This is a genomic window from Flavobacterium gilvum, from assembly GCF_001761465.1.
GTDB lineage: Bacteria > Bacteroidota > Bacteroidia > Flavobacteriales > Flavobacteriaceae > Flavobacterium > Flavobacterium gilvum.
This window is the reverse complement of the sequence record NZ_CP017479.1, coordinates 1,544,501-1,570,877: the sequence shown is the minus strand read 5'-3', so window position 1 is coordinate 1,570,877 and position 26,377 is coordinate 1,544,501. Positions and strand designations below refer to the sequence as shown.

Genomic DNA, 26,377 nt, shown 5'->3' with positions numbered 1-26,377 from the left:
TTTTAGAATTGCAAATTTACACGGATTTTTGATAAATCCTTTATTAAAACAAAACACGCCTTGAAAATTCAAGACGTGCCCCTTTTTATTAATTTAAAATGAAAATTATTTCTTTTTATCGTCTGGCTTTGCAATAAACACTTTGTCGCCAGAATTTAATTCTTTGGCTACTGTTGTGTATGGGCCGGTGATTACAACATCACCTTTTTTGAGACCAGACATTACCTCAATATTAGTATCGTCCTGAATACCGGTTTTAATGATTCTGATTTTGGCCTTATCACCCGATTTAACAAAAACACACTCCAACTTTTTATCATTTTTGGGTGCTGGCTTTTTATCATCAGAAACTGGTACTTGACCAATTTTAACAGCAGTTGTATCTGATTTTACAACAACCGAACTGATTGGAACATAAACCACATTATTCTTTGTTGTGGTAATGATATCAACCGTTGCAGTCATACCTGGACGGAATGGAGAATACGTAGCTGGCTGACCCTCCAGTAAATCCTGATAAGATTCTTTCAAAATTCTGACTTTTACTTTAAAATTGGTCACTTGGTCTGCTGTCAAAGCAGTACTTGCCGAATTGGAAATACTGGTCACAACACCCTTGAATTGTTTTTTCAAATAGGCATCTACTTCAACATTGGCAGCATCTCCTACCTTTATTTTTACGATGTCATTTTCGTTGACGTCTACTTCAACTTCCATATTGTTTAGATTGGCAACTCTCAAAAGCTCTGTTCCCGCCATTTGTTGCGTTCCCAAAACCCTTTCCCCCAATTCTACATTCAGCACAGATATTGTTCCGTCTGCAGGAGCGTAAATTACGGTTCTTCCTAAATTATCCTTCGCTTCATTGACAGAAGCCGAAGCACTTTGCACATTGTAATAAGCTGATTGTTTGTTGGCTTTTGCCACCTCAAAAGAAGCTATAGATTTATCCCAGTCTGATTTGGAAATAATCCCTTTTTCAAACAAAATTTTATTTCTTTCATAATTGGATTTTGCTTCATTGAAAGAAGCATCAGACTGGCTTAAACTTGCTTTGGAACCTGACAAATTCGCTACTGAACGATTCAATCCGGAAGTGTATAAATCTGGATTTATCTTCAATAACAAATCACCTTTTTTTACTACTTGTCCCTCTTTGATAGGCAAATCAATAATCTCGCCCGAAACCATTGAAGCCATTTTTACTTCAATTTCAGGTTGGATTTTTCCAGTTGCCGAAACCGTTTCTACTATTGTGCCGGTTTCAGCATCTGCAATTTCTACTTCTTTGCCTTTGTCTTTATTACCAATAATTCCAGCTTTTGAAAGCCCCACTAAAACTCCAATAATTACTATCGCTGAGCCTATTAAAATGTAAATTGTTTTTTTTGACATGGTATTATTTTTTCATGATTTGGTCGATTGGAATTCCGAAATAAAATTCTAAAATTTTTATCTTAAATATATAATCGTATTTGGTTCTCAGCACTTCCGATTGCGCATTGGTCAACAAAGTCTGCGATTGATTAAAGTCGAAAGAATTCATCAAACCGACGGCATATTTTTCTTTGGCATAATTATAAGCTTCCTCTCTGGATTCAAGTGCAACAATAGCCGATTCGTGTGCATTCATTGCTCCCTTAGCATCTGTAAAAGCAGTATAAACATTTCGTTGTAAATCCAAGTCAGCTTTTTCCAATGCTATTTTAGACTTTTCAAATGCAACTTTGGAACGATCTACATTATTTTTTACAGAAAAACCATTAAATACCGGAATTTGCAATTGTAATCCAAAATTTTGTCCTTTATTGTTATTTAATTGTTCCAAGGGTGGTTTAGCCGATTCGATTTGACCAGTTTGAGGGTTAAAAGTATCTGCATACGACACACGGCTGTCAAAACCATAAAATGCTCTTAACGAAGGTTGAAAAGCTCCTTTGGAAATGGATATATCTTTTTCGGCTATTTCCAAATTTGTTTTTGCTATCTTCAGTTCGGTTCTGCTTTCTTTTGCCTTAGCATAAATATCAATCGGTTTAACCGACATCAGATTATTTTCGTCATTGATATTAGTATCATCAACCACATCAAAATCCCAAAATTCTTTTAACTGTAGCAATTGTGCCAAACTCAATTTAGAGATTAACAAATTATTCTCGGCAGCAATAACATTTTGTTTATTGGTTGCAACCGTAGCCTTTACATCCAATAAATCCCCACGCGGTATTGAACCCGCTTTCACCATTTCTTGAGAACGGGTATATTGTTTCTCATTAATAGCCAATTGTTCCTGTTGCACTTTTAAATTTTCTTTATTAAAAAGTACCTGCAAAAAGGCATTTGCCACATTAAGCGCAATGTCTTCCTGCATTTTCTGCAAGTTATATTTTGTAGCTACAATCGAAAGATTTGCTCTTCGCAATGTGTTTTGATTTTGCATCCCTTTATAAATATCAACCCCAACATTGGCACCAACACCAGAAAACTGAGTTGTTTGATTTCTCAAAAGCCCAGTTGTAATATCCTGGTTCAAACCAATGTTCCAGGAATGGTTGGCGCTTAAATTTGCACTTGGCAAAAATCGCCCGAAAGCACCTCTTTTATCAATATTTGCAGAGATTGTATCCAATTCTGTATTTTTTATGGAGATATTATTTTTTATGGCATACTTCACACACTCTTCCAGAGTCCATGCCTTGGTTTGTGCCTGAGACGCGAATCCAATCAGGAAGACAAAAGCAATACTAAAATAGTTTATTTTTTTCATTTGTAATTTATTAAAAGGCAGTTAACGTACTGCTAAATTTATTTTTATCAAAAATCTTCTTCAGCATTATTTTGTTTTATTCTCTTCGGGTTTCAACAAGCCTTGATTCCAGATTTTTATTTTGTCCAAAGCTTTAAGACCACTTTTAACATGAACATAAATTCCATCACTAACTCCAAGAACGACATCTTTTCTCTGAAATTTTTGTGGTCCGGTCTCAATTTCCACGTAAGGTTTCGAAGTTTTTTTGTCAAATTGAACCAAGGATTCCTTCAAAGCCGGAACTTTATCTGCTTTATCCAGAATAATAGAAGCATTGGCACTCAGACCAGCTCTGATAAAAGTGTTGTCTCTGTTTGTCAATGTTGCTTTTATTTCGAATTGAATAGCGCCATTTTCAGTTTTCCCTTTTGGAGCAATATCAGTCAACACTGCCGTAAATTTTTTATTTTCGATGGCTCCAACAGTAATTTCGATAGGCATATTCAATTTTATTTTTCCTACTTCAGATTCATCAACTTTACCTACGAAAATCATTTTTCCAACATCGGCAACACTGGCGATAGTAGTTCCTTCGTTAAAATTATTGCTTTCAATTACCTGGTTCCCCACTTTTACAGGAACGTCCAAAACCATTCCGTTTACGGTTGAGCGAATCAAGGTATTGGCATAATTTCCTAAACCTGATGATGTTCCTGTTTTTATAATATCAAATCCCTGTAGGGAAGCGTTATAATCTTGTTTTGCACGACTATAAGCCAATTGAGCTGCATCAAAATCATTTGCAGAAATTACTCCTTTATCAAATAATGTTTTTTGTCGTTGATATAATTTCTCTTGATTATCCAATTGTATTTTTGCCATTCTTACTTGGTTTTGAGAATTACTCAAATTGGAAACGTTGGCAACCACTTTAATTTTAGCAATCATATCTCCCGCTTTCACCGATTCTCCGGCTTTAATATACACGTGCTCTATAATTCCCGAAATATTTGGTTTGATTAACACCTCTTCATCGGGCACTATATTTCCTGTAGCGAGGGTACTTTTTACAATAGTTTTCACTTCCAGCTTATCAGTTTCAAAAACAATAGGAGATTGTTGGTTTTTTGCATACAAATAATACAAAGCCCCGAAAAAAACTATTGCGATCAAAATCAATGCTGTTATGGTTACTCCTTTTTTCATTTTAAAAATTTTAATTCGATTATTATATGTTTTTTGATTGCGTAAATTATTCTGTTCTTAATGCATCTATTGGCTTCACTTTTATAGCGGTTTGTGCTGGAATTAGCCCTGCCAACAATCCCGAGCCAACTAAAATGAGGAGTGCTATGAAAACAACCACCAAATCCACATTGGGATTCACAAACATCATCCCATCAGTAGGCATTGACTCCAAAATCATATTTAGCACCGCCAATAAACCCGTGGCAACAGCAATACCAAACATTCCGGCAATTATGGTCAGGAAAATGGCTTCCAATAATATTTGAGATCTAATGGCTCCTGGAGTTGCTCCCAGTGCTCTCCGGATTCCTATTTCGTTGGTTCGTTCTTTTACAACAATCAGCATAATATTTGAGATTCCGATAATTCCAGAAAGCAACACTAAAGTCCCAACGAAATACGCAATGAATTTAAGTACTTTGAACAAGTCTTGCACTTTTTGAAATTCGGCAAACAGGTCAAAATTGCCCACCGCACGTTCATCATCGGGGTGTATAGAATGTTGTTCTCTCAAAAATGCCAAAATTCCGGGTTTAAGTTCAGTAATCGACGCATCATCATTGGCCGTAAGCGCCATCCATCCTACTCTATCGCCATAGTTAAATGCCTGCTGAAAAGTGGTAAACGGAATAAAAATATTTTTCTGGGCTTCTTCTGCGTTACCATTATTATTGCCTTTCTTTTTATAAACCCCAACCACCATAAAATTGACACCGTTTATTTTGATATAAGTGCCAATAACTTCTTCAGCATTCGCATACAATTCATTGACAACTCCACTGCCAATAACAGCAACTTTTCGTTTTGCTAATATATCCTGTTGATTCACAAAACGACCTTTAACAACATCCATTTGCTCTTGCTTGACCAATTCTGGATAATCTCCATTAACATTATAAGCACCTGTTTTTGTTCCTCTTACAACATTATTTACTCCATTAAAATTTCCTAATTGATTGCGTGGAGAAACATATAATAAGTCCGGAAATTTTTGTTTTAAGCCATCAACATCACTATTTTTAAAATCATATCGGCGGGTTTTAGGCAAGCCTTTGTAAGCCTTTGATGTAGTTTGTGTCCATATAAACATGGTATTTGTGGCAATACCATCAAATCCTTTTTTCACGCCATTCTCCAAACCATTCGAAGCTGCCAATAAAATAACCAAAATGAATATCCCCCAAAACACTCCAAAAGCCGTAAGCAGCGTTCGGAAGGTATTGGCGGTAAGAGCCTCTAAAATTTCATTCCATTTTTCTCTGTCAAACATAATTATTCGTCTCTAAGTGCTACAATAGGTTTGATTTGTGCTGCGCGATAAGCCGGAAAAAATCCTGCCAGAGCACCCGCAACTACTAAGATAATTAAGGTTGATAAGGCCACGGTAAAATCGACTTGCGGGTTCACAAAATATTCACTTTGCGCATGTGGGCCAATTAATTCCAAAAGGCTCAATCCTGTCAACAACCCAACAAAACCTGAAAAAGCAGTAATAAAGATTGACTCATGCAAAATCATTCCAATTATCGAAAGTGGAGAAGCGCCAAGCGCTTTTCGAATACCAATTTCCTTGGTTCTTTCTTTGACAATAATCATCATAATATTACTGACACCAACAACTCCGGCAATAATGGTACAGATACCAACCCACCAAAAAAACAATCGGATATAAAGGTTCAAATCATAAAACTTCTTGACTTCTTCAGTTGAATTATAAATACCTATTCCACTTTCATCATCGGGAGCAACGCCATTTTTGCCTCTTAACAACACTCCTAAATCATTTGTGAATTTATTACTTTCGGCCAAAGCCTCTTCATAAGTGTCTTTCTTTTTAGGAATGTAGGCCATATAAGTGATTTTATCTCCTCCTCCAAAAACCTTTTGTGCAGTAGTCAAAGGCAGGAACACTCTGGACTCTTCTCTTTCTCCTCCAGGATCAGTATATACACCAACCACTTTGAAATTAATATTACTTATTACTATCTGCTCTCCTATTGGATTTTTTTCCTTAAACAAATCCAACTTTATTTTCATCCCAATGACTGCTACTTTTTCATTATGAATAATGTCATTGGTATTTAAGGCTCTACCTTGTACAACAGAGGTGTTTTCAATCGCCATAAAATCAGGATTGACTCCGCGATATTGATAATTTCCGGATTCTTTGCCGTAGCTCATAGTGATTCCCCAACCATTCAAACTAGCCGCATTTTTATCTAATTTATCGCCAAATTTTTGAACCGGAATTTCATAATCGCTGTTTCTAAACTGGATTTCCCTTCCAGGATTCATTCCTTTGTAGGCTTTTGTAGTTGTCCCAGCCCAAACTTCGATAATCCCAGCTGCATCCTGCTCGAATTGTTTTTCAATTCCGTTTTGCAATCCTTTTCCAACCCCAAGAAGAATCACCAAAATAAAAATACCCGAAGCCACCGAAACTCCCGTAAGGAAAGTTCTCAGTTTATTTTTGGACATAGCCTCAAATATTTCCTGCCAGCGTTCAATATTAAACATAAGAAGAAGCTCTAACTTGTTCTACCATTTTATCATCGATGATTACTCCGTCTTTTAGGACTACATTTCGTTTGCACATAGCTGCAATATCGGGTTCGTGAGTCACTATCAAAATAGTTTTCCCTTCATCATTTATTCCTTGTATCAAATCCATCACCTCGTAGGAAGTCAATGTATCCAAAGCTCCTGTAGGTTCATCTGCCAACAATACTTTTGGGTTGGATGCCAAAGCTCTGGCGATGGCCACTCGTTGTTTTTGCCCTCCCGAAAGTTCATTGGGCAAATGATGCGAATGGGTGGCCAATCCAACTTTCTCAAGATATTTCATTGCTATTTCGTTGCGCTCTTTTCGTTTGACACCTTGATAATACAAAGGCAAAGCCACATTATCCAACGCACTTTTGTAATTAATCAGGTTGAAAGACTGGAAAACAAAACCAAGAAATTGGTTTCTATATTTGGAAGCGATAGTTTCGTTTAACTTTTTGATTGGAACGTTGTCAAGAGTATAAAGCCCCGAGTCTGCTTCGTCAAGAATTCCAAGAATATTAAGCAAGGTAGATTTTCCCGATCCTGAAGACCCCATAATGGCAACCAATTCCCCTTCTTTTATATTGAAATTAATTCCTTTCAGAACATGCAACTCGGTATGTCCCATTTTGTAAGATTTGTGTAAGTCTTTAATTTCAATCATAATTTATTTATTTTAAAAAAACAGTACCACGAAAAATAAAATACTAAAAATCACTAATTATTTCATATTCTGTTTTAATTATTTCCAATTGACATTCACCAATTTGTAAACTATCGGCAACATTCATATATCCTTCTTTGGCGAAACCCATTACATAAGACTTATGACTCATAAAAATGTTACACCCATAGCCAAGAAATATATTTGTTTTATTAAATTTGCATAAAAAAAAACGCACAAATGTTAAAGCCCTTTTCCATTCTTGTTGCTTCCTTATGCATATTGACACTCATAGCGAGCTGCTCTTCAACACAGCAAAAAATTGAAGCATTAAAACCCGAACCGGACGACGCTATACCATTGACCTACACAACCACACCTTCGTTTATAAACCTGCCAGTCAGCATCAAATTAAAAGACATTCAAAACAAAACCAATACTTTATTGAATGGCTTAATCTATGAAGACAATAATATTGAAGACGATAACATTGAAATCAAAGTTTGGAAACAAGCCCCTATAACCATCAGCAATGACAATAACAAAGACGGTGAAAAATTAAAAACTGTTTTACCTCTGAAAATTTGGGCGAAATACCGAATGGGAACCAAAACTATGGGAGTTGACCTGTACAAAACTCAGGAATTTAATCTAAACGGCGTGGTTACTTTACTCAGCACCGTTAGTCTAAACAATTGGAAATTAAGCTCAAAAACAAATTTAAAATCATTGGACTGGGTAGAAAGCCCAACAATGACGGTTTTCGGAAAAAACATGCCAATAACTTATCTTATCAATCCAGCTATAAGTCTCTTTAAAAAGGACATTGAAAAAAGCATTGATTCAGCCATAGAAAATTCCATGGATTTCAAGCCCAATGTAATGGATGCTCTGTCAAAAGTATGTACTCCATTCGAAATGAGCGAAGCCTATAAAAGCTGGCTCAGAATTATTCCTATCGAAGCTTATTCAACCAATGCCAAATTAAAAAACGATTCCTTCCTAATTAATATGGGAATGAAATGCAACATGGAAACGCTGATTGGAAAAAAACCGGAAGCAAAATTTGAAGCCAATAAAATAGCTCTGAAAGCAGTTGAAAAAATACCAGAGCAAATCTCGGCAAACATAGCAGCTGTTTCTACCTACCAAGAGGCTTCAAAGTTGATGGTGGCCAACTTTGCCGGTCAGGAATTTGGATCCGGAGGCAAAAAAGTAAAAGTTCAAAATGTTGCTCTTTGGCACAAAGAAGGAAAACTGGTAATAGCCCTGGATTTACAAGGCTCTGTAAATGGTACAATTTACCTAAACGGTTTTCCACAATACAACGACACCTCCAAAGAAATCTATTTTGACAAACTGGATTATGTTTTGGATACCAAAAGCCGATTGATGCGAACCGCAAACTGGCTGGCACAGGGAATTATTTTAAAAAAAATACAGGAAAACTGTCGCTATTCAATCAAACAAAATCTTGATGAAGCCAAACAAAGCATGATGACTTATCTGAAAAACTATTCTCCGATGCCCGGTGTTTTCATTAACGGAAAAATGGAAGATATTAAATTTGAAAAAATAGAACTTACAAATCAAGCGATGATTGCTTTCATAAAAATAAACGGAAATATAAACGTTTCCATCGACGGACTTAAATAAAGTAAGCCTTTTTTAGTTTTTTAGAATTCCGTTTTAAAAAAGTCAGTCTCAAAAAAAATATTAGAGACTGACTTTTTTATTAAATATTGCTATTGTTTTTAACCTACTGTTTCTTCTTTTTCATTCGATAAACATAATAGCCCACAGCCGCAACAAGCACATACGGAATCACCATAAGATAAACGATTCCGTCGTTTACAGCCGCCGCTTGAGTTTTGTTCTCATTACCTGTCAAAGCTGCACGGCACATGGCACATTGGGCATAAGAAGAGACAGAAAAGAATATAGAACATAGAATATAAAAACATACTCTCCCTCTCACTTTTCTTTTTTCTATTCTCTTATTTCTATTTTCTCTACTAAACATAATAAGGCGAAATCATTAAATACACAATCACTCCCGTAACAGCAACATATAACCAAATTGGGAAAGTAATTTTGGCTATTTTTTTATGTTTATCAAATTTGCTTGCCAAGGCTTTTACATAAGTAATTAATACTAATGGAATAACGGCAATTGATAAAATAATATGCGAAATCAATATAAAAAAGTATACTAATCTTACATACCCAACTTGTGCTTTTTCATTCAAATCCAAAAGACCATCATGATTAACATCTCCAAATTTAGTAGAATCTGACGTCATGTGATAAGCAACATACATCACAAGAAAAGTTACAGACAAGCAAATAGCACCTGTCATTAATCTTTCATGAAGCTTTCTGTTTCCTTTTTTAATAGACGCAACCGCAACTACCAAAACAATCGCTGTAAGCCCGTTTATTGATGCATATATTGGCGGTAAAAAGGACAAAGGTTGAACACTATACCCAAAATCTTTTAATTTCACCCCAAAAAGAATGGCAACTACCAACGGAATAAGAATAGAAACCGTAATTATAAATTTATTAAACTTTTGATCAATTGTATTTTCTTCCATTTTTATTCTTTTAACAATGCTTGAATATCCTGCTGAATATCCCTAATCCCTTTTTTTTCTAATCCATCATAATACAAAATCGGATTTCCGTAGTCGTCTTTTCTACATCGGATATTTCCTTTTTTGTCAATTAAAGCAAAAAGACCTGAATGTTCAAAACCGCCTTGAACTCTGCTGTTTTCACCAACATAGATATTAAATCCTTTATTAGACAAACTATAAATATATTCTTTGTCACCAGTCAGAAAATTCCAATTGGATGATTTCACTCCTAATAATTTTGCATGTTCTTTCAAAACAGCGGGAGTATCATGAACCGGGTCAATAGTTATTGAGGCAATTCCGAAATTAGGATTTCCAAAAAAATCATTTTGAAGCGTTACCATATTGGCATTCATTTTTGGACAAATAGAAGGACATGTAGCAAAGAAAAACTCCAAAACATATACTTTCCCTTTATAAAAGTCATTTGAAATTTTGGCGTTATCCTGATTGATTAATTCAAATTTTGGAGCCGGCCCAATGGTCACCAACTTTCCATCTACAGACTTGGAACCACTCACCTTGTCCAATCGGTCACCCTGAACGACATTGTTATTTTCCATTCTACCAATAATTTTCGGAATCGCATAAATCCCAAAAATAAGAATAACAAAAGAAATCCCTATGTATGATTTATTTTTAAGCATTTTTATAATTGTTTTGTGGCGTTATGATTCTTTTTCAAAGCGGCGCGATATTCATACAAGATGACCTTGAAATCATCCAACATTTCGTTGCTTAACTCTGCCGGATGAAAAGTATCATAACCTTCTTTATATTCTTTCACAGCTTTTCTTCCTCTCAAATTTCTTTCCTTATCAACGATATAAACATTGGCAGTCCCAAAATCAGGATTCAAATTCCCTTTTAATTTTAGCTGACCAAAATAAGCTTTAATTTCTTCTGGTTGGGCAAAAACAAAATGCCATTGGCTCACATCTGTAAAAGCGCCTAAGGCATCAACGACTGTTTTAACATCCTTCTCTGTTCCCAAAGGTGAAATAACGACAAACTGCAAGTCTTTGAATTCGTGGTATCTCTGGTAAATTTTTTCATTTAAATTAAAATAGTTTCCTCTATTTTTCAGAATTTCAGTACCCGAAAAACCCAAAATAGTTATTTTATTATCCAAACTTACTTCTTCGCCGTTCAAAGATTTCCATTCACCAAGATCAGGAATCTTCGGGGTTATTACAGGTAATTTTGTAAAACTATTAACCCCTGAAGCAAAAAAAAGATAGGCAACAATAGGCAGAATAAATAAAACGAAAAGAACAATATTTTTCTTCATCAGGATTTAATAAAATTTAGTGTATTAAAATAAAAAAAGGCATCCGCCGCGACGGATACCTTTTTCATTGAATTAATATCGTGTTAAAAATTCCATTTGATGGTAGAATTTCTAAAAACCTCAAATACATAATCCCCTTCTGTCAACAGAATAAAGATTAAATAACAAACTAAGAATATTAAAGGTAAAACAACAGCGTTTTTCAACACCTTTTTTTCACCTTCCATGTGCATAAATGCCCATACAATGTAATATGCTTTAACCAATGTAAGTATAATAAACAACCAGTTTAATAAACTCATGCTTACAAAAGCATTTTCAGCTAGTACAGCTGGTCTAATGATACCAAAAGCAACCTCAACTGTAGTGATTAAAGACAATAGACCGAATACAGTCCAAATTCTTTTTGTATTAGAAACATGTTCGTGTGACATAATGATAAATCTAAGAATTAAACTAAATAGAAGAATGTGAAAACAAATACCCAAACCAAGTCAACAAAGTGCCAGTATAACCCCACTTTCTCGACCATTTCGTAGCTTCCTCTTTTTTCATAAGTTCCCAAAAGAACATTAAAAAAGATAATGATATTAATTACGATACCAGAGAATACGTGGAATCCGTGGAAACCTGTAATAAAGAAGAAGAAATCAGCAAAAAGCTTACTTCCATACTCATTGTGAGTTAGGTTTGCTCCTTCAATTACGATTTTGGCTTGATCCAAACGAGCTAGAGATTCTTCTCTTGAAAGGATTACTTTCTTTTTGTCTTTATTTAATTTTTCAATTCGTACCAAAACTTCAGGATGTGCTTTAAATCCTGCCTGAACTTCAGCTACTGTATAAGTAGGAATTGCAGATTCATCCATGAACCATTTCCCTTTGTCTCTTGACAATTGCTCTCTTTCTACCGGCAATGTTGCAGCAAAATCCTCCAAAGCAACACGATGACCTTCTTTGTCAACAAACTGTAATAAACTACCTCCACTAGTTTCAACAGCACCGTATTCTCCTTTGATGAAGTTTTTCCATTCCCAGGCTTGAGAACCAACGAAAATCATACCTCCGATGATTGTTAGAAACATATAAAGGGCTACTTTATCCTTTTTCATTTGATGACCAGCATCAACAGCCAACACCATAGTAACAGATGAGAAAATCAAAATAAACGTCATCAATGCTACATAATACATTGGAGCAGATACTCCGTGTAAAAATGGGAAGTGCGTAAACACCTCATCGGCCAATGGCCAAGTTTCAATAAATTTAAATCTAGAAAAACCGTAAGCAGCTAAAAATCCAGAGAAAGTCAAAGCATCTGATACGATAAAAAACCACATCATCAACTTACCATAACTTGCTCCCATAGGCTCATTGCCGCCTCCCCAAGTTTTTTCATTATTTGCAGTAGTAACTGTCGCTTCCATAAAAGTAATTGGTTAAAAAAGGTTTCAAATTTACGTTTTTTTCTTATTTAAAGAAATATAAAAACAAAAATAAATAAAGCCACAAAAAATCCAGAAAGTGCCAGTACATCGCACCTAGCTCAATTCCAAGAGTTTGAGTTGCATTATATTTCTGTTTAAAATGATTATAAATAATAACTAACAAAGATATCATCCCACCTGCAAGGTGCAGTAAATGAACAACAACGACAATATATAAAAAAGTTGTAGTAATTGAACTGGCACTTCCGGTAAAATAATATCCATTTTCTACAATTTGCCCAAATCCAACAAATTGTAACACCACAAAAGCAATTCCTAAAGCTAATGTTGCCAAAAGAAAGGCTGTAGTCTTACTTTGATTGTCTTTTTGAATCGCTTTTTTAGCTAAGTGAAAAGTAACACTACATCCCAAAATAACAACGGTACTTGCAAAAAAAGCGGAAGGCAATTCAAAATTCTTCAACCAGTCTGCTCTTGACTGACTTACGACATAAGCACTCGTAAGTCCAGCAAACATCATTGTCATGCTTACCATGGCAAACAATAAAATCAGTTTATACGATTTTGCCGTTCTCAATTTATGATCTTCGGCGGTCATTGTCATTTCCATAATTATCTTAAAAATTTATCTAATATGTACACTAATTGTAATAACGTTATATAAGAAACACTCACAAGCATCAGTGTTCTGGCTGCTTTTGCTGTTTTTATCTGATACAGGCGAACTCCATAAAATAACATCCAAAGTCCTAAACACAATACAAAAATTGCTGCTACCGGAGTAATAAATAATTGTCCTGTATAACCCAATGCAGGCAATAGAGATGCTATAATTAACCAAACGGTATATAATATAATCTGCAAGGAAGTACCTCTATCTTTCTTTCCAGTTGGCAACATAAAAAAACCGGCTTTTTCATAATCTTCGTACAAAAACCAACCTATCGCCCAAAAATGTGGAAATTGCCAAAAAAACTGAATTAAAAACAACGTTCCCGCCTCGATTCCGAACTCTCCTGTAGCTGCCACCCATCCCAACATAAAAGGAATAGCGCCCGGAAAAGCCCCAACAAAAACCGAAAGCGATGTTACCGTTTTTAGTGGCGTATAAATACTGGTATATAAAAAAATAGAGATTGCACCAAACATTGCTGTTTTTGGATTAATCGTGTAAAGAAGAGCCACTCCGAGAATGGTAAGAAGACTTGCCACAAGCACAGCCAATCCAGGAGTCATTCGCCCTGATGCAACCGGACGATTCTTGGTACGATCCATCAATGCATCCAAATCTCTTTCTATCACCTGATTGTATGCATTGGAAGCTCCAACCATGCAGTAACCGCCAATTGCCAGTTTCAACAAAACCAACCAATCAAATGAATGTGTGGAATCAAAACCGAGAACATAACCCGCAATGGAAGAAAAAACAACACTAATAGCCAAACCAGCCTTTGTAATTGCTTTAAAATCAATATAAATAGACTTAATTGAAGTTGGATTTGATGTTGTAGTCAATGCAGATAAAATTGGTAGATTTTTTGAAATTTGGTGCAAATATACAAATTAGATTCAAAAATGGTCTATCAAAATCAAATTTGAAAAATTAGTTAACTCATTAGTCGGTTTTTACTGTCTAAATCGTTCTCGGAAAGAAAATAGTTTTATTTCTATATAAAAAAATTATCACTTGGTTTTCAATTTATAAATTGCATTCACCATACCATCTCTTTCAGTATCCTGACCAAGTTCCCAAAACATAATACCTCCTAATTTCTTTTTCATGACATACGAAGTTTTAGCTTTGATTGAAGCGATATCATCACTTGTTGCAAATTTTTGTTCTTTCTCATTGTACCAATAGGGCGCTTTTGCCTTTTTATCCCAAAAATACTTCCATCCTTTTTCTTCTCTCAATTTGTTTTTATAATTTTTAAAATCCACACCACCGGTTACTACCCCAGACTGATACAATCCATTATTAACATTGGCTACATCTTTCCATGTTCTCGTATAAAAAGCGGCACCTATAACAATTTTATGCGGTGGAATTCCAAGTTTTAATAAATATTTGACCGCTCTGTCTGTAGACTCTTCATCCTTATTCGTACTAAAAAGTGGCGTATGATGTCCTGTCACTTTCGAATAACCATTAACCAAATCGTAACTCATAATATTCACCCGATCCACGAGTGGCATCACCAATTCCCATTCTACCGACTCGTCTAGGTATTTCTGGAATCCTCCGGCAGCAAAACTTAATTCGTTTGAATTACCGAGTTCATCTCTTAGAACTTTCACTAACTCCGTGAAATTTTTCCTATCTGCCTGCTGATATAAATGTCCGGGATGACCTTCAATAGTTGGATATTCCCAATCCAAGTCTAATCCATCAGTTTTAAAAAAATCATTAACTTCCTTAACTGATTTTGCAAAAATTGCTCTCCCTGAATCTGTCGAAAAGACATTTGAACACTCTGGACAACCTCCCCAGCCTCCTAACGATAACATTATTTTGAGTTGTGGGTTTCTAGCCTTCAACGACACTAAATGCTTAATTGTTATAGAATCATTAGCATTATCGACATTTAGTTTTCCATCTTTCAAATGACAAAAACTATAGATTATATGAGTTAATTTTTCAATTTCGAAATTATCAATCTGCTTATCATCTCCAGTATAATAAGCCAAAACAGAAAAGTTTTTACTTTTTTGAGCTTGCAGGCTCAAACAGCTTATTATTAAAAAAAAAGTCAATATTATCTTTCTCATACTTTCTATTTTATTTAGTCTAAAAAAATCACTTTCTGAATAAAAAAATCAATAATCAAAATACCAATTAAACACATCCGATCTAAAACCAAGCGTAAACCAAGTGGTTTGCTCCTTAAAAACGGTTGCCGTATTTGCTGTAGGATCAAAATTTCGATATAAAAAATTACCAAAAAATTTCAAATTAGTAGCCGGATTTACCAAATAACCAACCTGAACTTCAGATATAAAAACACTTGTTTTATTACCTTGTCCAACTTCGACTCCTTTATCATAAGGTCTATTTAGATCATAGTCTTTATAAAAGTTTTGTCCGTAATTAAATTTATTATCCACAGTATCAAAATCCAAACCGCGTGTTCCCAAAGTAAACTTGGCATTCGAATAAAACCTGTCTTTATGATAGTATCCTAACAAAACCAGCTCCTGGAAATTTCCTCCCCATTGATGTCCCAAACTTTGATTATTATGCCCGTAATTGGTAATCGGTTCACTATGCGAATACACATAAGGGCGAACATGATTGAACTCCAACTGCAACAACAGATTATCAACATGAAATGCATTGAAATATTTTGCACCAAATTGATAGCCTAATTTATTTTTCCAACTCTTTTCTCCTCCAAAAATATCTCCGGTAGAAAACTCATCAATCAAAAATTGTCCATAGAGATTTACTTTATTATTCCATTTGTATTTACCGCTTAAACCCAAAAGAGCGTTCCCGCTTTTGGAAGAAGACGAAAACTCAACGGCCCTATAAAATACAATCGGATTCACAAAATTGGCATCAAAACCTCTGCCGTTTGAATTGGTCCAAACCACAGATTCAAAAAATCCTAAATTCAATCGATTTGAAACGTTCCAACTCAAATAATGGTTTACCATATATTTGGTCGCATAGGTTTTATCAACAGTAACTTCGGGACGCACATCCTTTAGCCACATATAATTTACCGTATATTTAATTTTCCAAAAATTGGCATCAATCTTAAAAAAAGGATAAGGACTGGCTCCATCACTCAAAAACAAAGAACGATAACCATCTCCGATGAAATTTTTGCCATATCCCAATTGCAAGTCCAGAAATTTGGCGGCATTATAGGAAATATTAGCATCAGCCATCGGAAAATCATACGCATCCGAATTATACGATTTTGCAATACCAATTCCCGGAACAATCGCAGGATTCCCTCCAGAGGGTTTTATCGAATTGGCATAGGCATTGTAATAATCGGCAAAGCGACCTTGGCTTTCATAGAAAGTAGTCGTAAAATTCAAACGGTTTCCAAGACCTCCTTTAAAATTAAGCGCTCTGGTATTGACAAAAGTATAATCGGTTTTACTAGGATTGGAAATTCCTCCTTGAACATTAAACAAAAAATTCAAAGCAAACCAATAGCCTTCACCTTTAATTTCGGCTAGATTTTCATTCCAAGTTTTACGCCCCCACCAACTTGACTTGTTTTTCATCAAACTGGCATTGACTTTCTGGAAATTATAATATTTTTCGACTTCAGAATACGTGTAAGGTTTTGAAGCCGTATGATTATTGCTTCCCACTTTATTTATATCACCATCAAACTGGGCATAATAACTATGCGAGAAAGGAATAGCCAAATGGCTTGAAAATTGTGGATTATCAAAACGTTTGTAAACAATGCTGTCCAACTCTGTCAAACCAGCATTCACGTTAATATTTTCTTTCTTTGCCGATGCAGCAGCAGCAATTTGCTCAGGAGACTGCAACGGAATATCAATATTTATGTTAAACTTAGAATAAGTAGGATTTCCAGCATAAGTAGGTGGTACAATTTTTGGAAAACCGGCAAAAACTCGCTTAGTTTCGGCAATAAGCTCTTCGCTATTAGAATTAACATACAACACTTTGAAAGTACCCGCAATATCAACTTCAAAAAGCACCTTTACAAGTCCTTTGTAATTATTCTGTTGTACCTTTTCGGGGACTTTAAAATTATGATAAACAAATTGCTGTACTTCATTATAGAAGCAATTTTTTAAATCCTGCCCCTCTAAATTCTGGCAATTTAAAAAAACAGGAAATCGTTCATCCGAAAATTCCTTTTGATTCGAAACTGGAGTCTGCGCATTACTAGCCCACGCACATAAAAAAAGAAAAAAAGAAAAATATTTTTTAATCATTTGAAATTTTTATCTAATCAATACTGAGACGAAGATGCTGTGCCATTTGCAATGGCCTTGGCTCCAGAAGTCCCAATACGTTTTACCCCAAGATTAACCATTTGTATTGCTTCGTCATAAGTACGTACACCTCCAGCCGCTTTAACTGGAAGCGGAGCACCATTTTCCAACATTATTTTTATGGAAGGAACTGTAGCGCCGTTAGGCAAATTATTCTCAGTTTGATAAAAACCTGTTGAAGATTTTACAAAAACAGAAGGGAATGAATCCTTATCAAAATTAGAAATCACAACATCTCTTATCAATGCGGTCAATTCGGCAATCTGCAAATCTGTAAGCGCTGCAACCTCAATAATCCATTTTACAGTTTTATTACTATCCAAACCAAGTTGGGTAGCTTTAAGAATTTCATCCTTTACAAGATTAATCTCTCCCGCTTTAAAAGCCTCATAATTACAGACAAAATCCAAATCATCGGCTCCATTTTGAATACATTCAAGAGCTTCTTCAAGCTTTTTCTCTAAAGAAGACTTCCCGTCTGGAAAATCAATCACGGTTCCAACCAATACATTTGAGTGTGCCGCATCAATCATTTTCTTTGCCAGGGCAACTCTATCGGGACGGATCATTATCAATTTAAAACCCTCATCAATGGCTTCTTGTATAAAACCTTGGGCTACAACTATATTATCGCTCTCGCTCAAGCCGGATTGAACATTGGTTTTCAAATAAGTCGAATCCAAATAATCTTTAATGTTCATCTTTGAAAATTTAAAAGTTTAAACAGAGTAAAAATACATTATTCGAATGATATGACCTCAATCATATTTCATTCAAAATAAAAAAACCCACCGTAGTGGGTATTATTTCTTTATTATCAAATTTAGGATATTGGTTTTATTACAAATCATAGCTGTAAAAACCGCCAGTGTTGTCCCAATTAAATTGGCTACAACATCAAGTACATCGGCACTTCTTGTCGTGGTTAGTAGGCTTTGCAATATTTCAATCGTTATTCCAAAGGCAAATGAAAGCCCAGCCGAAAATATCAAAGGTTTTGCTATTGAATCGTATCGCAAATGTTTACAAAAAAACAAAAACCAAACAAATGTAAATACTAAATGAAAAAAAGTATGAATACACTTGTCTAAATTTGGAATGGTAATAACCGGAATTTCATTTGAATTAACCAAACATAAATAACTCACAATCCCAGTCCACAACAATGCTATCGAAAGCAAAAAATATTTAGGCACCTATAAGTTCTTTATAAGCTTCATCTGAAAGTAGCTCTTCAATTTCTGAAGGATTGGAAATTTTCACTTTAATCATCCATCCAGCACCGTAAGGATCATTGTTTACACTTTCTGGAGTACTTTCCAAAGCATCGTTGAATTCAATAATTTCTCCAGACAAAGGAAGAAACAAATCCGATACTGTTTTCACAGCCTCAACTGTTCCAAAAACTTCATCTTTGCTTAAAGTCTGATCCAAAGTTTCTACCTCAACATATACAATATCCCCTAATTCTTTTTGTGCAAAATGAGTAATTCCCACTGTAGCAATATCTCCTTCAAGACTAACCCACTCGTGATCTTTTGTGTATTTTAAATTTGCTGGTATGCTCATAAAATGATAATTGATAATTAATATTATTTTTTTGTGCAAATGTAACAATCTTACACACAATTATAGTTTAGATTTTAAAAAATTAATTCCCAAAATTATAACGGAAAGTAAATCCTGAACGGATATTCGTCATAGGAAATGAAGTTGAAATAACTGGTTTTGAAAAATTGTGAGTGTAATAAAAAATAACAGTTAAATTTTTACTTAGGGAATAATCAGCGGTGGTATTCAATGTCCAATTATTATTACCCCCTCCCAATTGGTTGTTATCATAATCCAGATAACGAACAATCGTTTGGCTATTTCTATAAGTCAAATCCACTTTGATATTAATATCGCTTTTCAGAATCCCCATTGGGTTATCTGCCAATCTGGAGGTAAAAGTAACATCTTTTATACGATATCCTAAACCAACCACATAGTCAACTCCATGAACTTCTGTCAACAAATTATTATCAAAACTCATTGACAAAGCTCTGTCTCTGTTGATTTGTGTCAATAATTTAATGGAATTTTTTAATTCAAAATCCACTTTTATCAACGGATTAAACTGCTCTACCAAAGTGACATTTGACATAATGGTAGGATTATAAAAATTACCACTATCGTCAAAACCGTTTGGATTCTCATTGTATTTAAAATTCGATCTGAACGAATTTACTGTATAAGATGCCCTATAATTTTGTTGCAAAGAGAAACGCTTGAAATTTTTCTTGAAAAACTCATAACGCATCAATCCTGTATATCGGATAGCCCAGTTGGGCAACGGAATACTTTTAAAAATATCAAACGATGCATGGTCTGGGCTTTTTCCAGAATATGCAGCCAAAAATGCGGGTAACAAAACAGCCTGATTGGAACTCGAGAACCCTTTTGGATATCCTTTTGAATCAATATTAGCAGGGTCATTAACATCTATCCCTCTTTCTGTAGCCAACCTATTAGCTACAACAAGTCTATTATTTCTAAACTCATCAAAAGCAGTAGATCGAACTTCATTACTGGTCGAAAAAGAAGTTCCAATCAATATTGTCGAAATCGAAAAATTACCAAAACTATAAGGTGATCTCGAATTATAACTTCCATCTGCTGCTACATCATACTGCTCAGAGAAACTTTCAGAATAAGAACGATCTCCCAATAAATCAATTTTTAAATCGGGTGTCAACTCCAAATTAGCCGACCCTTTAAATATCCGATTATCTATAGTTGTATAATTTTGATTAAACTCCTGATAATTGGTCAACCAACCATTTTTGGCCGCTTCGTATCGAACATCACTTTGATCCCCAAAGACAAATCCCAAAGTTGGTTTCGAAGAACCAAAGAATCCAACGCTAGGCAGGTAACCTGGCAAAACAGTTCCTTCGTTTTCTGTAAAACTAAGATTAATACTCTTAACACTGGTCAACACCCCTTTTAAACCATCAATAAACTGATTTTGATTTATTTTTTTGGCCGGATCGACTTTTACAATTTTCTCTCCCGGTTTAGGAGCAGCAACTGGCTTTGGCGTGCTACTAGAACTTTTGGAAATCCCTAAATATTTATACAGGTTTTCCATATTGAAAGTAGAATTAAAAGTAGTTGCCCTCGCATTCTGAACCGTATTTCCTAAATTATAATTTACCCCTCCTAACTGAATATTACTCAATGCCAGTGAAGCCTGCTGCCAGCTGTAATCACCAGTATAGGAATAATTGGCCTTGATAAAATTCAAAAATGGTATTTTATCAAAAGGAATTTCATAATTTAAAACAAATTGCTGCATATGGTAATTGGCTGTTCCAGTATCAAAATAACCATCCCAAATAGTCACATCGTTCAGAGGTTCATTATTCTCATCCAAATAATTTTTTACTAAATTTCTGGAAGCCGCCGTATAGTTAATTTTCAATGATTTGGTCAAGTTGAAATTAAATCCATACTGATAATTAAAACCAAAGTTTCTTCTATACAAAGGCTCAAAGCCAATACCGATGTCTTCTACCTGTCTAAATTGCTGTTCGTTGCTTTGTCGAATTACATTGGTATTAAAAGTGATATTTGAAGGCAGATAATTAAAGTTGAAATCTTTCAAAAACTTCCAATAACTGCTTTTTGAAACAAATTTTGTTTTCTGGAAAGGCTCCACCGGTTTGGGTTGAAATGAGTAAGCATAATCCAATGTCGTTCTGGATTGTTGATCCTTATTTGTTTCGATTTCAAAGTCGTGACGCTCTACTTCATTATAATATTGCGAAAAAGTAAAGTTCTCAGCATCATACGGCATCGGTTTCTTTTCGGCTGGTCTTTCTTTACGAACTCCAATCAAATTGATACTTTTACGCTTGGTATAATCAATTGCCTGATCCAGTTTGCTTTTTCTGTCAGCTTCATTTTCGGCATTATCCAAAACCTGTTTCAACTTGATATCTTCATAAACAGGATCGTATTCTGGTTTGATAATTTCTTCCCCTACAGAATAATTAAAAGGCACATTTACACCCCATTTTTTAGGCAAAAATTTACCTAAATTGATATTTGTAACCACATTATATTGTTGGATATCTTCCCTGCTTCTTTCATTTGGACCTTGTTCTATAGTTCCAAAACCGATATTCTTCATATTTCCGGTTAATGAAACAGTCGCCAAATCGGCAAAATTGGTATCAATATTCAACAAAGCAGCCATTCCTCCTTTGTTGTCCATATCAGCCAAACGAAGTTCGTTGAACCACACTTCTCCTTTAATATCCTGATGCAGTTCATTACTTTTCAAACCAAGCATAATATTTCGAATCAAACCTAAATTAGGATTTCCCTTGATTCCTATACGCAGTTTACTATTCCCGTCACCATTTGTTTCATTTGGGTCATCATCTGAATAATAAATTCCATCTGGAGGCAATGTTGATTTGTCTATTTTTAAAGATTTAAGTTTTATTTGTGTCAATAATTCTAATGACAAATCGATTTCATTCTCAGTTGGCCAAACCAATTCGGGATTCAATGGAGAGCAGTCTTTCCCTCCAGAAGAAGAAGGCACAGTAACTTTCAAAGGTATTTCAACCTGATAAAAATCGTTCGAATAATCGGCTCCAAAACGCAGGAAAGCTACCATTTGATCGTCCTGCAAAGCAATTTCCCCCGGCAAAGATTCAGCATGCAAGAACATCTTCAATTTATTGTACTGACGCATATCAATATTGAAACTCTTAAAAGCTCCACGTCCATCCTTAGGTTCAAGTCCATTTCCGGAAACCCTCATCGACAAGGATTGCTCGTTCTGACGAATAAGCGTATTATTATTATACAATTCCTCTCTTACCACACTTGGCGGAGTTACGTAATTGATTGGACATCTGGCGGAATTCTCCTCAATGTTCACCGAAGCAGTTTCAAAAATAGTTCCGTCATCATCTATATTTTGATCGTTAAAATCCAATGCCTGAGTATACCGTCTCCATTCTGCCCTAATCAAATCCAATGCTCCAAAACGCAAAGTAACCTGATCTGCGAAATTGGTCATAAACATTCTCATGAATCGGATGGACCTAAAATCTGTTATTTTCCCAATAGTATTCTCTGGTTGGGAAATAGGAATCTTAAACTGAATCCATCTGGCTTCAGTAGTGCTTCCGTTTGGCAACGTAACAGATGTATTTCTTATGTCAGCAATGTAATTTTGCCCTACGACCATATCGGGTTTCATTTCAACACTATATTCATAATAGGCGTTGATGGTATTCATTGTATTATCCCTATTCACATCTTCCACATCTGGAACTGTTGAAGAACCTCTGTTGGCCGAATCAATATTAACATCAGAATTCCCATCAATTCCATTGTAATTTTTATATCGGTTTAATATTCCTCCTGAAGAATTCAAATAATAGGTGTAATCATCACCTGCTGGATCGGGATCAGAAGCATAATTGGTATATACTTTACCTTCCTGACTGGAAGAAAGCCCATCAAAACCTATATCCTGACTGGAACGATTACCTTGATTATTGTCAAAAGCATATATCAATGATTGTGATGCTGGCGCATTTCCCCAAACCGGAGAAGGATTTACCAAAACTTGATTGGGTCCAAAACCATTTTCATATACTTTTCTTCCATCTTTCAAAACATCTTCTGAGATTTCTCCAAGGTTAAAATATACTTTTCCAGTATTGGATTTTGGAATACTGCCCGTACCCACATAAGGATCCATAACCCAAAACTGAATATACTCTACGTTACTTTGCTCAAAATTTGTTGAACTTAATGATCTCACGATTCCTCCAAAATTCTCACTTGGATTATCACTTATCGTTGAAGAGTTATTATAAGGACCTCGTTCTTTTGGATAATAACTCATGTCCAAAGTATTAACAACTAGTGACTGCCCCTGAACAATATCTGTCAATGGATATAATTCTTCACTATAAACCCTTCTGGTTGAATTCAAAGACAAATCATCGTTGGTTATTCCAGATGGTTTTTGTGTATAAAAAACAGGATCTATACTATACCAAGATAATTTGGCTCTTTTGAAACCATAATCCAATCCGTCTAAGTTTCCGTTAAAATTATAAGGGCTATTCGAATTATTCTCTGGTGTCGAAGACATAGACCAGGCATAAGGCGAACGCAAATCGATTGAAGCTTGTGAACTTTCAAAATCATCAACATAAATTGTGGATTCCCCTTGAAATTTATCTCCATTTGAAGCATTAGGCATCAAATAAGCTACTTCCCCTCTTACCGAAATATTGGAAGGAACATCGGTATCTATATTTGGTAATTTATTTACCAAACGGGTAAAAAATGGTATTTCCGAAGAAAAATTTCCATGCAATCCAACAATTGAATTATTTACAGATTCCTGACCATAGCTGGATTTTTGGGTAAAAGGTTTCTCTTTCATGTTTAAGAAAGTAGCTCCTACCATAAAATTTTCCGAAATTAAATGATCTACATTCAGTCCAAAAAACCTTCTGGTTTGTTGACCAAAGACGGAGTTGTTTTCCAATGAAATTTCGATTGGCGTGTTTGAAGCCTGTAATGATGGATCCAAAATCTGAACTCTTCCCAATTGATAGTTTACGCTATAATCAACTCCCTCTACCAATCTTCTTCCAGCAGCGGTTACTTTTACAGATCCCAAAGGAACATTGAATGCGCCAATTGCAATTCCTTCGCCTCCCACAGATTTATATTTTCCTCTCAAAAGAAATTTATTTACCTCCGGATTTTGAATCGCTGCGGCCTGTGTCAGCCTGTACATATATGGGTTTACGTATTTTTTTTGATTTTCGTTATAGGTCTTAACATCATTATAATCTTGGGTAGAACCTTGATCTTTCAATTTATTAAACAACAATTCCCCAAATGGTTCTTTACTTGTAAAAATAATTCTACCATTTTGAGTATCAATAGTTAATCCCGGAATAAAATCAAAAAAACCATCTCCCCCAGCTTGCGGGTCATTATTATAATTTAATTTATCCAAATTAAGCACTTTCAGCAAAGTGGTATTCTCTATGGTATTTTCGGGAGTTGGATTGGCTGGAAAAGGATGTCCTTCTACAGGGGTAATGTAATTTAAAGCTGATGGGTTTTTATATAAAACATTCAACCTAAAATCTTCCTGCTGCAATTGATAAGCTCCCGGAATCTGGTAAACGTTTTTCATCATCAGATTCCAAACCGGATCCGTTACATTGGTCAAACTGCTTTTCAGCATTTTTAGAATTAAGGTCTGAGAAATGATTGTTTGATCTGAGGGTTGAGAACCATTGACAACTGTTGCTTCGATACCATCATTACCAAACTCACCCACCTGATACACTTTGTCCCCAATAGAATATTCGAAGGCTACCGCCAAAATTTCATCATTTCCCAATCGTTGCTGCAGGGAAATATACCCTAACTGCGGATGGAAAGTATATTCATTTGGCAATAACTTTCTGGCATTCTCCAATTTCGAATAATCCCGTCCCTCGCTTACACTGATTGAAGGCGTGAAACCGGAACTTGCTGTTACGATTTCACGAATATTATTGTTTAAATATCCGTTATTAGTCTTTATTAAAGCCGGGTCATAAAGGTTGTTTGTGTTATCTGAAGGAGAGTCAATCGGTTTAACAAACATTCCAGTAGAAGGATTAAGAACAACTACTTTATCATCAGGAACTCCTGACAACTGCGCTTCTCCCAAATCCTGGAGCGCTATAATGTTTCTTAAATTATTACTGGTTGTATTTACTCTGTTTTGTTTATTGGTAACCCAAACCTCAAGTCTTGTTACTTGAATTCTGGAATCAATAAAAGGGTAGTTTTTTAGCGAAGCGTCGTATTTGTCTCTAAAATATTGAGACAAAAAGAAGTGTCGGTCATTATCGTAATCTAGACCATACATATCAAATTCTTGTATAGTTCCTCCTCCTTGTGCAATTACGCTTTTGGCCTGAGATTTTTGTTCTGAAAAAACGCCAGTAACTGTTGTTTTTCCAAACTGCAATTCTGTTTTTACCCCAAATAAACTTTGTGCTCCCTGAATCAAAGTACTGTTTACGGGCATACTAACATTTCCTACTTCAATTTTTCGGACTATATCATCTTCATCGGGAGTATATTCCAGTTTTAATAAATTTTGAAAAGCAAAAGTGGACTGAGTGTCAAAATTGGCATTTACCTGAAGTCTAGTTCCCACTTTTCCCAGCAAACTCATACTTATCCTTTGATTAAAATCAAATGAAGTATTCGTTCTGTTTCGCGGAGAGAATGCTGGGTTATCTTGTTTGGTATACAACATTCCCAAATCAATTTCGATGGATCCTGTAGGTTTCACATCGATGGTATTACTTCCAAAAATAGATTCAAAAAGCCCTGATCTAATATAATATCGAGGCAACAAATCTTTTTTGGCTGCATCACTTCCTTTTTTGTTCCCGTCAATAGCATCAGCTTTTTTGGCAAAATATTGATTCATTGACTCTTTCAGCATTAGTTTTTCGTACTCTGCCGGAGTCAAAACAATAGGGTAACTGATATTGTAATCGTCTATTGAGCTGCTATAAACATAAGTATCCGTAACAGGATCATAGGTATAGGCTGACAAAATGCTTTTAGGGTTTGCAATTTTGATTTCCCCTACATCATACCCTTTTTTCACGGTATCTTGAACAACACCTTGCACTTGAGCCTGTGATACGAAACCACAAAAAAATACCAGCAAAAAAATGTAAATTTTATGCAT

General features: G+C 35.2%; 22 protein-coding genes. 1 reads left to right on the top strand and 21 read right to left on the bottom strand.

The window, feature by feature from the left end:
* Positions 1-105: 105 nt before the first annotated feature.
* The 7 genes from EM308_RS06510 to EM308_RS18315 all read right to left on the bottom strand — a co-directional run bounded on the left by EM308_RS06510 (position 106) and on the right by EM308_RS18315 (position 7,380).
* Positions 106-1,395: an efflux RND transporter periplasmic adaptor subunit gene (locus EM308_RS06510; RefSeq protein ID WP_035637505.1), complete on the bottom strand. Its 1,290-nt coding sequence runs from the start codon at positions 1,393-1,395 to the stop codon at positions 106-108.
* 4 nt (positions 1,396-1,399) lie between these two features.
* The gene (locus EM308_RS06505) at positions 1,400-2,767 is read right to left on the bottom strand and encodes a TolC family protein (protein WP_035637507.1); all 1,368 of its coding nucleotides are present in this window, start codon (positions 2,765-2,767) and stop codon (positions 1,400-1,402) included.
* 66 nt (positions 2,768-2,833) lie between these two features.
* Positions 2,834-3,955, bottom strand: coding sequence for an efflux RND transporter periplasmic adaptor subunit (locus EM308_RS06500; protein ID WP_035637509.1), 1,122 nt, complete (start codon positions 3,953-3,955; stop codon positions 2,834-2,836).
* Between the two features lie 46 nt (positions 3,956-4,001).
* The gene (locus EM308_RS06495; protein WP_035637511.1) at positions 4,002-5,267 is read right to left on the bottom strand and encodes an ABC transporter permease; all 1,266 of its coding nucleotides are present in this window, start codon (positions 5,265-5,267) and stop codon (positions 4,002-4,004) included.
* A 2-nt stretch (positions 5,268-5,269) separates the two neighbouring features.
* The gene (locus EM308_RS06490) at positions 5,270-6,514 is read right to left on the bottom strand and encodes an ABC transporter permease (protein WP_035637513.1); all 1,245 of its coding nucleotides are present in this window, start codon (positions 6,512-6,514) and stop codon (positions 5,270-5,272) included.
* The gene (locus EM308_RS06485) at positions 6,507-7,208 is read right to left on the bottom strand and encodes an ABC transporter ATP-binding protein (protein WP_035637515.1); all 702 of its coding nucleotides are present in this window, start codon (positions 7,206-7,208) and stop codon (positions 6,507-6,509) included. The genes EM308_RS06490 and EM308_RS06485 overlap by 8 nt, the downstream gene beginning before the upstream one ends.
* Positions 7,209-7,251: 43 nt before the next feature.
* Complete coding sequence (locus EM308_RS18315; protein ID WP_262488061.1) at positions 7,252-7,380, bottom strand: hypothetical protein; 129 nt, start codon at positions 7,378-7,380, stop codon at positions 7,252-7,254.
* A gap of 68 nt (positions 7,381-7,448) precedes the next feature.
* Here EM308_RS18315 and EM308_RS06480 point away from each other — a divergent pair, with 68 nt between their 5' ends.
* Positions 7,449-8,864, top strand: a complete 1,416-nt coding sequence (locus tag EM308_RS06480) for a DUF4403 family protein (protein ID WP_035637516.1) — start codon at positions 7,449-7,451, stop codon at positions 8,862-8,864.
* A 103-nt stretch (positions 8,865-8,967) separates the two neighbouring features.
* On the opposite strand, the gene EM308_RS06475 is transcribed toward EM308_RS06480, so the two are convergent.
* The 14 genes from EM308_RS06475 to sov form a co-directional block, all read right to left on the bottom strand.
* Positions 8,968-9,186, bottom strand: a complete 219-nt coding sequence (locus tag EM308_RS06475; protein ID WP_317039277.1) for a hypothetical protein — start codon at positions 9,184-9,186, stop codon at positions 8,968-8,970.
* Between the two features lie 37 nt (positions 9,187-9,223).
* On the bottom strand, positions 9,224-9,805 hold the full coding sequence (locus EM308_RS06470) for a DUF420 domain-containing protein (RefSeq protein ID WP_035637519.1): 582 nt from the start codon (positions 9,803-9,805) through the stop codon (positions 9,224-9,226).
* Positions 9,806-9,807: 2 nt separating this feature from the next.
* Positions 9,808-10,494 carry an SCO family protein gene (locus EM308_RS06465; RefSeq protein ID WP_035637521.1) on the bottom strand — a complete coding sequence of 229 codons (687 nt, stop codon included), beginning with the start codon at positions 10,492-10,494 and terminating at the stop codon, positions 9,808-9,810.
* Positions 10,495-10,496: 2 nt separating this feature from the next.
* Positions 10,497-11,138: a hypothetical protein gene (locus EM308_RS06460; RefSeq protein ID WP_035637523.1), complete on the bottom strand. Its 642-nt coding sequence runs from the start codon at positions 11,136-11,138 to the stop codon at positions 10,497-10,499.
* 83 nt (positions 11,139-11,221) lie between these two features.
* Positions 11,222-11,572 carry a cytochrome C oxidase subunit IV family protein gene (locus EM308_RS06455; protein ID WP_035637525.1) on the bottom strand — a complete coding sequence of 117 codons (351 nt, stop codon included), beginning with the start codon at positions 11,570-11,572 and terminating at the stop codon, positions 11,222-11,224.
* 17 nt (positions 11,573-11,589) lie between these two features.
* Positions 11,590-12,564: a cytochrome c oxidase subunit 3 gene (locus tag EM308_RS06450; RefSeq protein ID WP_035637526.1), complete on the bottom strand. Its 975-nt coding sequence runs from the start codon at positions 12,562-12,564 to the stop codon at positions 11,590-11,592.
* 43 nt (positions 12,565-12,607) lie between these two features.
* Positions 12,608-13,195, bottom strand: coding sequence for a cytochrome c oxidase subunit 3 (locus EM308_RS06445; protein ID WP_035637528.1), 588 nt, complete (start codon positions 13,193-13,195; stop codon positions 12,608-12,610).
* A 2-nt stretch (positions 13,196-13,197) separates the two neighbouring features.
* Positions 13,198-14,100 (bottom strand): heme o synthase, encoded by a 903-nt coding sequence (gene cyoE / locus EM308_RS06440; RefSeq protein WP_231560014.1) that lies wholly within the window; start codon positions 14,098-14,100, stop codon positions 13,198-13,200.
* A gap of 168 nt (positions 14,101-14,268) precedes the next feature.
* A complete protein-coding gene (locus EM308_RS06435) occupies positions 14,269-15,354 on the bottom strand; it encodes a glycoside hydrolase family 18 protein (RefSeq protein ID WP_035637530.1) in 1,086 nt (361 codons plus the stop codon).
* 48 nt (positions 15,355-15,402) lie between these two features.
* Entirely contained in the window at positions 15,403-17,517 is a 2,115-nt protein-coding gene (locus EM308_RS06430) for a gliding motility protein RemB (RefSeq protein WP_035637532.1), read from the bottom strand.
* A gap of 17 nt (positions 17,518-17,534) precedes the next feature.
* The gene (deoC, locus tag EM308_RS06425) at positions 17,535-18,278 is read right to left on the bottom strand and encodes a deoxyribose-phosphate aldolase (RefSeq protein ID WP_035637535.1); all 744 of its coding nucleotides are present in this window, start codon (positions 18,276-18,278) and stop codon (positions 17,535-17,537) included.
* Positions 18,279-18,380: 102 nt separating this feature from the next.
* Positions 18,381-18,773 carry a VanZ family protein gene (locus EM308_RS06420; protein ID WP_051877794.1) on the bottom strand — a complete coding sequence of 131 codons (393 nt, stop codon included), beginning with the start codon at positions 18,771-18,773 and terminating at the stop codon, positions 18,381-18,383.
* Positions 18,766-19,146 (bottom strand): glycine cleavage system protein GcvH, encoded by a 381-nt coding sequence (gcvH, locus tag EM308_RS06415; RefSeq protein WP_035637538.1) that lies wholly within the window; start codon positions 19,144-19,146, stop codon positions 18,766-18,768. Before gcvH ends, EM308_RS06420 begins: the two co-directional genes overlap by 8 nt.
* 82 nt (positions 19,147-19,228) lie before the next feature.
* Positions 19,229-26,377 (bottom strand): T9SS outer membrane translocon Sov/SprA, encoded by a 7,149-nt coding sequence (gene sov, locus EM308_RS06410; RefSeq protein ID WP_035637540.1) that lies wholly within the window; start codon positions 26,375-26,377, stop codon positions 19,229-19,231.

Bases quoted from the DNA above. Each gene is read 5' to 3' on its own strand.
- sov (WP_035637540.1), bottom strand. From the start codon at position 26,377: ATGCATAAAATTTACATTTTTTTGCTGGTATTTTTTTGTGGTTTCGTA.
- EM308_RS06445 (WP_035637528.1), bottom strand. From the start codon at position 13,195: ATGGAAATGACAATGACCGCCGAAGATCATAAATTGAGAACGGCAAAA.
- EM308_RS06465 (WP_035637521.1), bottom strand. From the start codon at position 10,494: ATGCTTAAAAATAAATCATACATAGGGATTTCTTTTGTTATTCTTATT.
- EM308_RS18315 (WP_262488061.1), bottom strand. From the start codon at position 7,380: ATGAGTCATAAGTCTTATGTAATGGGTTTCGCCAAAGAAGGATATATG.
- EM308_RS06480 (WP_035637516.1), top strand. From the start codon at position 7,449: ATGTTAAAGCCCTTTTCCATTCTTGTTGCTTCCTTATGCATATTGACA.
- EM308_RS06505 (WP_035637507.1), bottom strand. From the start codon at position 2,767: ATGAAAAAAATAAACTATTTTAGTATTGCTTTTGTCTTCCTGATTGGA.
- EM308_RS06485 (WP_035637515.1), bottom strand. From the start codon at position 7,208: ATGATTGAAATTAAAGACTTACACAAATCTTACAAAATGGGACATACC.
- EM308_RS06460 (WP_035637523.1), bottom strand. From the start codon at position 11,138: ATGAAGAAAAATATTGTTCTTTTCGTTTTATTTATTCTGCCTATTGTT.
- gcvH (WP_035637538.1), bottom strand. From the start codon at position 19,146: ATGAGCATACCAGCAAATTTAAAATACACAAAAGATCACGAGTGGGTT.
- EM308_RS06450 (WP_035637526.1), bottom strand. From the start codon at position 12,564: ATGGAAGCGACAGTTACTACTGCAAATAATGAAAAAACTTGGGGAGGC.
- EM308_RS06495 (WP_035637511.1), bottom strand. From the start codon at position 5,267: ATGTTTGACAGAGAAAAATGGAATGAAATTTTAGAGGCTCTTACCGCC.
- EM308_RS06470 (WP_035637519.1), bottom strand. From the start codon at position 9,805: ATGGAAGAAAATACAATTGATCAAAAGTTTAATAAATTTATAATTACG.
- EM308_RS06435 (WP_035637530.1), bottom strand. From the start codon at position 15,354: ATGAGAAAGATAATATTGACTTTTTTTTTAATAATAAGCTGTTTGAGC.
- EM308_RS06455 (WP_035637525.1), bottom strand. From the start codon at position 11,572: ATGTCACACGAACATGTTTCTAATACAAAAAGAATTTGGACTGTATTC.
- EM308_RS06510 (WP_035637505.1), bottom strand. From the start codon at position 1,395: ATGTCAAAAAAAACAATTTACATTTTAATAGGCTCAGCGATAGTAATT.
- EM308_RS06490 (WP_035637513.1), bottom strand. From the start codon at position 6,514: ATGTTTAATATTGAACGCTGGCAGGAAATATTTGAGGCTATGTCCAAA.
- EM308_RS06500 (WP_035637509.1), bottom strand. From the start codon at position 3,955: ATGAAAAAAGGAGTAACCATAACAGCATTGATTTTGATCGCAATAGTT.
- deoC (WP_035637535.1), bottom strand. From the start codon at position 18,278: ATGAACATTAAAGATTATTTGGATTCGACTTATTTGAAAACCAATGTT.
- EM308_RS06430 (WP_035637532.1), bottom strand. From the start codon at position 17,517: ATGATTAAAAAATATTTTTCTTTTTTTCTTTTTTTATGTGCGTGGGCT.